The organism is Cyanobacteriota bacterium (assembly GCA_025054735.1).
Classification (GTDB): Bacteria; Cyanobacteriota; Cyanobacteriia; order SKYG9; family SKYG9; genus SKYG9.
Window position 1 is genome coordinate 1 of record JANWZG010000595.1, and the last position, 1,700, is coordinate 1,700.

Sequence of the window (1,700 nt, forward strand, 5' to 3'; positions counted from 1 at the left end):
CCAACCCGAATTTGCACAGTGCCTATGGGGGTAAAGATAGGGTCATACAGATAGCTGAGTTGCAGCTTGGTGACCCAACGCACGGCAGAGGCAGCATGGGCAAACACTAGAAAATGGCCATCCCCCTCAGTTTTGACCACACGCCCTCGATAGCCACTGAGATTTGCCTCCACTCGTTGCCGATGGGGCTTGAGCACTTGCTGGAAAAATTGCTGGTTGCGGGTTGCCAAATCACGGCCAGGCATGGCATTTTTCATGGCAGTGGATTCAGCTAAATCGGTGAACACCAAGGTAACAGTATTGGAGCGGGGTTCCTGGCGACGATCGTTGCCCTGCACCAACTGTTGCCAACTGGGTGGGATAGCTACAGGGTTCTGAACAATCACAGGTAGCCAACTAGCACAGGGAAACTCCCCTTCTAGCCCTTGCAGGCGCTCCCTAGCAATGCGCGCTGACTGATAAAGTGATTCCCCTGCGGAAAATTCCCGCAAAAAGTACTTGAGAAATGCCTGGGCGACTTGATCGGGCACAGGTTCTCGCATGACGATCATCTGGGGAATGTTTAGGTCTACAAGCTGATGGGCCAACCCTAAACCATCGCAGGAGTTGAAAATGGCCAATTGCAGCCCAGCGGCGATCGCAGTTCTTAGGGCATAGCGCAGTTGGTCAATCGTTAGATGCTCTGTAGCATTAATCGCAAACCTACCCACACTGTTTTGGGTACAACTGTGCCCTGCGAAGAACAAAATATCCCACCCCTGCTCCCACAGTTGATCGCTTAGGTCTTGACGACTGGGTTCCACCAAGAACCGCACCGATGCGTCTGGTAGCTGAGAAAGCATGGTGCGATCGACCTCAGTATCAATACCACGACTATCCCCCAAGATGGCAAGAATAGTTACCCCCCGTTGCCAAGATGCAGCCTGCTGAGGGCGTTGATAAGAGGCTGGGCTAATGGCAACTTCTGCCCTACGATAGTTCTGAATGAAATCCCACAAGTGCCAAGGTAGACGTTGCAACTGCCCATCTTCTCCCTGCAAAAGCACCCGCACAGGTTCATCAACAGACAGATATTGCAGCAGGGCTTCCTTGATCGGACGGAAACTATTGGTATTGAGCCATTGGTTGAGGGCGATCGTTAACTGCTGGGCCAGCACTAGGCAGTGCTCCACGCTAGAGACGTTGCTAACTTGCTGACTGGGGGCATCTAATCGCCGACGGACTGAAGTAAGGGACTGATAACAAACTTGCCACTGCTCATAGTGCTGCACCACAGCGATCACCGAGGGTAAAGTTGCCGTCAGTTCTACCAACGGGCGATCGTCCCCACGACTCAACCGCAGCGTCACAGGAATCTCACCAAATCGATTTTCTTGCCCCAGCCGCAAGATGACAGTAGTATCCATGACGATAGTCCTAGCCCCCCTCTCTACAATACCCAGTCATATCCATAAAGCCATCAGGATAGTGCTGCATCACTCACTGAGAAGGAGCGGAGAATGAGCGCTAATCGACAAACCCCAACCGAGTAAGAAACCCTGCGAGTAAGAAACACTAGTAGGAGCCAGCACAAATCTAGGGTAAGACATTCCATCGCATCGGACAAAACTTGATAGTTTGTCTTCATGCCATAGTGTTCCTAGTGGTGAAATGTTACTGTTGTTATGTTGACAGTCGTTGATTGAGGAGTGCTGGGCAAT

The 1,700-nt window shown here is 51.6% G+C and carries 1 protein-coding gene; it reads right to left on the bottom strand.

The genetic code is table 11. From position 1 onward, the window contains the following. Positions 1-1,406 (bottom strand): CHAT domain-containing protein (locus NZ772_18525; GenBank protein ID MCS6815552.1); only part of this gene is annotated, 1,406 nt, incomplete at its 3' end. Positions 1,407-1,700: the final 294 nt, after the last annotated feature.